The sequence below is a fragment of the Comamonas faecalis genome (assembly GCF_039538025.1).
GTDB classification, from domain to species: Bacteria; Pseudomonadota; Gammaproteobacteria; order Burkholderiales; family Burkholderiaceae_C; genus Comamonas_C; species Comamonas_C faecalis.
Genome location: NZ_BAABBP010000037.1, coordinates 26585 through 33310 on the forward strand (window position 1 = coordinate 26585; position 6726 = coordinate 33310).

Sequence of the window (6726 nt, forward strand, 5' to 3'; positions counted from 1 at the left end):
CGCCCCTGGATTCGTCATCCCGGCGAAGGCCGGGATCCAGAGGGACGGGCGCTACCAGCACTGGGCTGCAGGGACTGGGATAATCGCGCCCCTTATGCCTCAGCCCTTGCCGTTTCAGATCAGCTTTCCCGACCAGCTTCCAGTCAGCGCCCGCCGGGGCGACATCATGGCAGCCATGCGCGAGTACCAGGTCATCATCGTCTGCGGCGAAACCGGCTCGGGCAAGACCACGCAGCTGCCCAAGATCGCGCTCGCCTTGGGGCGCGGCAAGTGCAATGCCCCCGAGGGCCAGCGCGGGCGCCTGATCGGCCACACCCAGCCGCGCCGCATCGCGGCCAGCAGCGTGGCCAAGCGCATTGCCGAGGAGCTGAAGACACCGCCGGGCGAGGTGGTGGGCTACAAGGTGCGCTTTGCCGACACGCTGCAAAAAGGCGCCTCGGTCAAGCTGATGACCGATGGCATCCTGCTGGCCGAGACGCAGGCCGACCCGCTCCTGAAGGCCTACGACACGCTGATCATCGACGAGGCGCACGAGCGCAGCCTGAACATCGACTTTCTGCTGGGCTATCTGAAGCAGATCCTGCCGCAGCGGCCCGATCTGAAGGTGGTGGTGACCTCGGCCACGATCGATGCGGAGCGTTTTGCCGAGCATTTCAAGAGTAAGAACGGGCCCGCGCCGGTCATCATGGTGTCGGGACGCACCTATCCGGTGGAGATGCGCTGGCGCCCATGGGAGGAGAAGAAGGACTTCGACCTCAACGACGCGATCGCCGATGGCGTCGATGAACTGTGGGCCGGTGGGGCAGGGGGCGACATCCTGATCTTTCTGCCCGGCGAGCGCGAGATCCGTGAGGCCGCCGACCACCTGCGCAAGCACCTGCAGCATTCGCCCGTGCTGCGTAGCGCCGAGGTGCTACCGCTGTTCTCGCGCCTGTCGCAGGCCGAGCAGGATCGCATTTTTGACGGCCACACGGGCCGCCGCATCGTGCTGGCCACCAACGTGGCCGAGACTTCGCTCACGGTTCCGGGCATCAAATACGTCATTGACGCAGGAACGGCGCGCGTCAAACGCTATTCTTTCAGAAGCAAGGTGGAACAGCTGCTGGTCGAGCCCATCAGCCAGGCTGCCGCCAACCAGCGCGCCGGCCGCTGCGGGCGGGTGGCCAACGGCATCTGCATCCGGCTGTACGACGAGGCGGACTTCAACCAGCGCGACCGTTTTACCGACCCCGAGATCCTGCGTTCATCGCTCGCCGGCGTCATCCTGCGCATGAAGAGTCTGGGCCTGGGCGACGTGGTGAACTTCCCGTTCCTCGAAGCGCCCTCGGGCCGGGCGATTGCCGATGGCTACCAGCTCTTGCAGGAGCTGGGCGCGGTCGATGAGCGCGGCCAGCTGCAGGCCATGGGCCGCGAACTGGCCAAGCTGCCCCTCGACCCGCGCGTGGGCCGCATGATCGTCGAGGCGCGCAGCCGGGGCGCGCTGGCCGAGGTACTGGTGATTGCCGCTGCGCTGTCGGTGCAGGACGTGCGCGACCGGCCTTTGGAGGCCCAGGCCCAGGCCGACCAGGCGCATGCCAAGTTCGACGACGAGAAGAGTGAGTTTTCGGGCTACGTGCGGCTGTGGAACTGGCTGGCGGATGCGCGCGGCGGCAAGGTGGTGGCCGCGAGCCGCAAGGAGATGGCGGCGCAGCACCCTGTGGCGGCCAAGGCGCGCAACCAGGCTTTTTTGCCGGTAGCGCAGCGCGGCTCTGGCGCGCAGCCCCCATCCCCACCTTCCCCCAAAGGGGGAAGGAGCGAAAACCAGGGCGCGGCGGTTTCTCTCCCTCCCCCGCTGGGGGAGGGTAGGGGTGGGGGCCAGCGGGGGACGCGGGGCGCCCATCCCCAGCACCCTTTCGAGGGGGATGGCGCCAATACCCACAAACTCAGCAACCGCCAGTGGGAACAGCTGCTGCGCCAGAATTACTTGAGCATCCGCCGCGTGCGCGAGTGGCGCGACATCCATTCGCAGCTGCTGACCGTGGTGCGCGAGCACCAGTGGCCGCTCAACCCCCAGCCCGCGGGCTACGAGGCGGTGCACTTGTCCATGCTCTCGGGCCTGCTGGGCAATATCGGCTTCAAGGGCGAGGAGAGCGAGGCCTACCTGGGCGCGCACGGCATCAAGTTCCACCCCCACCCCGGCGCGCACCTGAGCAAGAAGCCCGGACGCTGGATCGTCGCCGCCGAGCAGGTTGAAACATCTCGCCTCTACGGCCGCGGCATTGCCGCCATCGAGCCGCAATGGCTGGAGGAGGTGGGCGGCCACCTGCTCAGAAAGCAACTTTTGGATCCGCATTGGAGCAAGAAGCAGGCCGATGTGGTGGCCTACGAGCGCGCCACGCTCTACGGCCTGGTGGTCTACAACCAGCGCGGAGTCAGTTTTGGCCGCATCGATCCGGTGGAGGCGCGGCAGATGTTCATTCGCCGCGCGCTGGTCGATGGCGAGTGGGAGACGCGCTGGCCGTTTCTGGCAGCCAACCACAAGACCATCCGCAAGGTCGAGGAGATCGAGCACAAGAGCCGCCGCCAGGACGTGCTGGTGGACGACGAGCTGATCGTTGCCTTCTACGACCAGGCCATCCCCGAGGGCATCTACAGCGGTGCCACCTTTGACAAATGGTTCCGCCAGGCCGCCAAGGAGCAGCCCGACCTGCTGCGTCTCTCGCGCGACGAGCTGATGCGCCATGAGGCGGCGGGCATCACCACCGAAAAATTCCCCAAGACCGTCAAGCTCGGTGGCGTCGATTGCAGCGCCAGCTACCTGCACCGCCCGGGCGATGCGCGCGACGGCGTGACCGTCACGGTGCCGCTGTTCGTGCTCAACCAGGTCAGTGAGGAACGCGCCGAATGGCTGGTGCCCGGCATGCTCAAGGACAAGATCCAGGCGCTGCTCAAAAGTCTGCCTCAACGCCCGCGCAGCCGTTTCGTGCCGCTGCCCGACAACGCCGAACGGCTGGCGCAGCTGTTCATCGGACAGGAGCGCTGGGAGCAAGGAGGATTGATCGACGTGCTCCTGAAGCAGGTGCAGGACGAGACCTCGCTGGACGTCAAGCGCGCGGACTTCAAGCCCGACATGCTCAGCCCGCACCTGTTCATGAATTTCCGCATTACCGACGAGCATAGCCGCCAGTTGGGTCAGGGGCGCAACCTGGCGGCGCTCAAGGCCGAATGGGGCGGCAAGGCGCGTGGGGCGTTCCAGGCGTTGGCGGGGTTGAAGCTGGGGCGTGCCTCCTCTTCCTCTGAAAAAGGGGGGGATGAGGGCAGGCCCGAGCGGTCGAGAGCCACTGCTGCCGTCACCGCGGCTGGCGGCCCCCATCCTGGCTCTCCCCCAAAGGGGGAGGGAGCGAAGACCGAGCAGCGTTACGTGGCCTGGGACTTTGGCGAACTGCCCGAGCTGATGGAAATCAAGAAAGGTGGCCACACCTTGATCGGCTTTCCCGCGTTGATCGACCAGGGCGATGCGGTGGCCATCGAGGTCTTCGACGAGCCCGAGGTTGCGGCGGCCAAACACCGCCTGGGCCTGCGCCGCCTGTGCGCGCTGCAGATCAAGGACGCGCTCAAGTACCTGGAAAAGAACATTCCCGATCTGCAGAAGATGGCCGTGGCCTATATGCCGCTGGGTGCGCAGGAGGAACTGCGCGCGCAGATCATCGACGTGGCGATGGATCGCGCCTTTCTGCAGGAGCCGCTGCCCGGCGACGCGGCGGCGTTTGCGCAGCGCGTGCAGGACGGGCGCGCGCGGCTGACGCTGATCGCCAACGAGGTGGCGCGTCTGGTGGGCGTGGTTTTGCAGGAGTACGCGGCGGCGCAGCGCAAGCTCAAGGACACGAAGGGCGCGCCCGACGCGGTGCAGGACGCAGGCGCCCAGCTGCAAAAGCTGATGCCCAAATCTTTCGTCGCGCAGACGCCCTGGACGCAGCTGCAGAATTTCCCGCGCTATCTCAAGGCCATCGTCGCGCGGCTGGACAAGCTGCGCGCCGACCCGGTGCGCGACGCTGCCAGGATGAAGGAGCTGCAGCCGCTGGAGCAGCGCTATTGGCGTCTGCTGGCGCAGCGCAAGGGCCAGCAGGATGCGCGCATGCACGAATACCGCTGGATGCTCGAAGAGCTGCGCGTGGGCTTCTTCGCCCAGGAGTTGCGCACGCCGTACCCGGTCAGCAGCAAGCGCCTGGACAAGGTCTGGGCGCAGCTGCAGTCGTAGCGGCAGCGCGCGTCGTCACGCCAGCGCCAGCCGGTCGAGTTCGGCGCAGACGTCGGCCATGCGCCCGGACAGGGCGATGCGGCAGGCGCCCTCTTGTGGATGCAGGATCACGCGCAGTGGCCGTTCTGGCTGCTGGCACCGCGCAGCGGCGTTGCGTGCATTGGCCAGCACGCGGCTTGCGGGGCCATGGATGCGCGGCTGTGGGGCCAGCTCCACCGTGGGGTGCAGCAGCGGCAGGCCGGGGCGTACCTCGTGGCAGCCGCGCTCGCCAGTGCGTGCCAGCGCCCAGTTGGCGAGGCCGCGCAGCGGGCGGATGAGGGGCGAATGTGTGGCGGCGGGCGCGTGCGCACCCAGGGCCAATCCGGAATGGGCCATGTGAGACTCCGTGAAGTGAACACGGCAGGATTGACCAGAAGAGGCGCCGGTTGCCACAGGGTTGGCATGCGTGCGTGTTTGCTGCATGCATGCCAGACGCCCGCCACCTGCGGCGGCGCCGTAATTCCATTTCCATATCAACCGATTACTTTGTCGGCTTCGCTTGTCGTGCTACAGCACTGTTTGCGCTTCACCTTCGCGTACTCGATCGATATAGAAATGGAATAAGGCTACATCAGCATGGTGTTGCGGATCAGGCCGACGGCCAGGCCTTCGATCGCAAAGGGTTCTCCGGGAGCGACGCGGATGATGGGGTAGTCGGGGTTTTCGGGCAGCAGCTCGATGCTGCCGGCGCTGCGGCGCAGCCGCTTGACCGTGACCTCGTCGCCCAGCCGGGCGACGACGATCTGCCCGCTGCGCGCCTCGTGCGTGGCTTGCACGGCCAGCAGGTCGCCGTCCATGATGCCGGCGTCGCGCATCGACATGCCGCGCACGCGCAGCAGGTAGTCGGGGCGGTGCTGGAACAAGGTGCTCTCGACCGCGTAGGTCTGGTCGACATGCTCTTGCGCCAGGATGGGCGAGCCTGCGGCCACGCGCCCGATCAACGGCAGCGTGAGCTGCGACAGGCCGGGAATTGGCAGGTTGAACTGCGCGCCGCGTGCGGCGTTGATCTGGCGCACCGACTGACGCAGACGGATGCCGCGCGAGGTGCCGCTGACCAGCTCGATCACGCCCTTGCGCGCCAGCGCCTGCAGGTGTTCCTCGGCGGCGTTGGCCGAGCGGAAACCCAGCTCAGCGGCGATCTCGGCGCGCGTGGGGGGCGCGCCGGTGTTGGCGATGGCGTTCTGGATCAGATCCAGAATTTGCTGTTGGCGGGCGGTAAGCTTGGGTTGTTCGGCCATGGCTGCGTCCTGGGCGAGGAAGGTGGCAGGGATTCAATTACTGTTTTTTCAAACAGTATCTGTATTTTTAAACAGTTTCCGGAGGAATGCAAGTGCAGCAGGCGAACAAGATCGTCGTACTCGGCACCGGCGGCACGATTGCCGGCACCTCGCCCGTGGCGGGCGCCAACGTTGGCTATGTGGCTGGCCAGCTGGGTGTGGATCAGCTGCTGGCGAGCGTGCCTGCGCTGGCGCAGGCGGCCGCCGGTTTTGAGCTGGTGGCTGAACAGGTCGCCAATGTCGACAGCAAGGACATGAGCCACGCCATCTGGCAGGCGCTGGTGCAGCGCTGCTGGGCGCGCCTGCAGGATCCGGCCGTCGCGGCGCTGGTCATCACCCATGGCACCGATACGCTGGAGGAGACGGCCTGGCTGCTGCACGCGCTGCTGCCCGCCGACAAGCCGGTGGTGCTGACCAGTTCGATGCGCCCGGCGACTGCGCTGGCGCCGGATGGGCCGCAAAACCTGCTCGATGCTGTGCGCCTGGCCGCGCACCCGCAGGCGCGTGGCGTGCTGGCGGTGGCCGCCGGTGTCCTACATGGCGCGCGCGCGGTGCGCAAGGTGCATCCGCTGCGGCTGGACGCTTTCTCATCGGGCGACGAAGGCCCGCTGGGTTGGGTGGAGGACGAGCGGGTGCGCTGGGCACATGGCGCGCCTCCTGCAGCCCGGCCGGCGGTGTTCGCCGACCTTGCCATGCGCCTTGCGGCGGCGCCTGCCGAGCAGCCCTGGCGCTGGCCGCGGGTGGAACTGGTGGCCAGCCATGCCGGCAGCGACGGCGTGGTCGTCGACGCGCTGGTGGCCCACGGCGTGCATGGCCTGGTGGTGGCGGCCACGGGCAACGGCACGCTGCACGAGGCGCTGCAGCCGGCGCTGGAGCGTGCGCTGGACGCCGGTGTTGCGGTGCGCATTGCCAGTCGCTGCCCGTTGGGCCGCATGGTGTCGCTGCAGGACGCTCGCTGGCGCGACGCGCAGGGCCTGAGCCCGGTGAAGGCGCGCATCAGCCTGATGCTGGAACTGATGCAGCCATGAACGGCAAAGCCCCGCGGCGCGCAATGCCAGTCAGTTAACCTGCTGACTGGCATTTTTTCGTTGGGAACTTGCTGCGAGAGCGTTTGACCTCACGCGGGAAGGATCGCTCAGTGCGACGAGGCGGGAGCACAAAGTAACGAGCTTG

General features: G+C 67.2%; 4 protein-coding genes. 2 read left to right on the forward strand and 2 right to left on the reverse strand.

The genetic code is table 11. The features are described 5' to 3' along the window. Window positions 1–94 precede the first annotated feature (94 nt). Window positions 95–4237, forward strand: a complete 4143-nt coding sequence (gene hrpA, locus ABD767_RS15475) for an ATP-dependent RNA helicase HrpA (protein WP_344869912.1) — start codon at window positions 95–97, stop codon at window positions 4235–4237. Between the two features lie 15 nt (window positions 4238–4252). On the opposite strand, the gene ABD767_RS15480 is transcribed toward hrpA, so the two are convergent. Together ABD767_RS15480 and lexA are read right to left on the reverse strand one after the other, a co-directional pair. Then, window positions 4253–4612 carry a hypothetical protein gene (locus ABD767_RS15480; protein ID WP_146031525.1) on the reverse strand — a complete coding sequence of 120 codons (360 nt, stop codon included), beginning with the start codon at window positions 4610–4612 and terminating at the stop codon, window positions 4253–4255. A 230-nt stretch (window positions 4613–4842) separates the two neighbouring features. Continuing rightward, window positions 4843–5514: a transcriptional repressor LexA gene (gene lexA / locus ABD767_RS15485; RefSeq protein ID WP_344869913.1), complete on the reverse strand. Its 672-nt coding sequence runs from the start codon at window positions 5512–5514 to the stop codon at window positions 4843–4845. Between the two features lie 86 nt (window positions 5515–5600). Here lexA and ABD767_RS15490 point away from each other — a divergent pair, with 86 nt between their 5' ends. Further along, entirely contained in the window at window positions 5601–6581 is a 981-nt protein-coding gene (locus ABD767_RS15490; protein WP_344869914.1) for an asparaginase, read from the forward strand. The last annotated feature ends 145 nt before the right edge of the window (window positions 6582–6726 follow it).

What these genes read in the sequence shown, in the direction of transcription:
- hrpA (WP_344869912.1), top strand. Translation starts at nt 95, where the DNA reads ATGCCTCAGCCCTTGCCGTTTCAGATCAGCTTTCCCGACCAGCTTCCA.
- ABD767_RS15480 (WP_146031525.1), bottom strand. Translation starts at nt 4,612, where the DNA reads ATGGCCCATTCCGGATTGGCCCTGGGTGCGCACGCGCCCGCCGCCACA.
- lexA (WP_344869913.1), bottom strand. Translation starts at nt 5,514, where the DNA reads ATGGCCGAACAACCCAAGCTTACCGCCCGCCAACAGCAAATTCTGGAT.
- ABD767_RS15490 (WP_344869914.1), top strand. Translation starts at nt 5,601, where the DNA reads ATGCAAGTGCAGCAGGCGAACAAGATCGTCGTACTCGGCACCGGCGGC.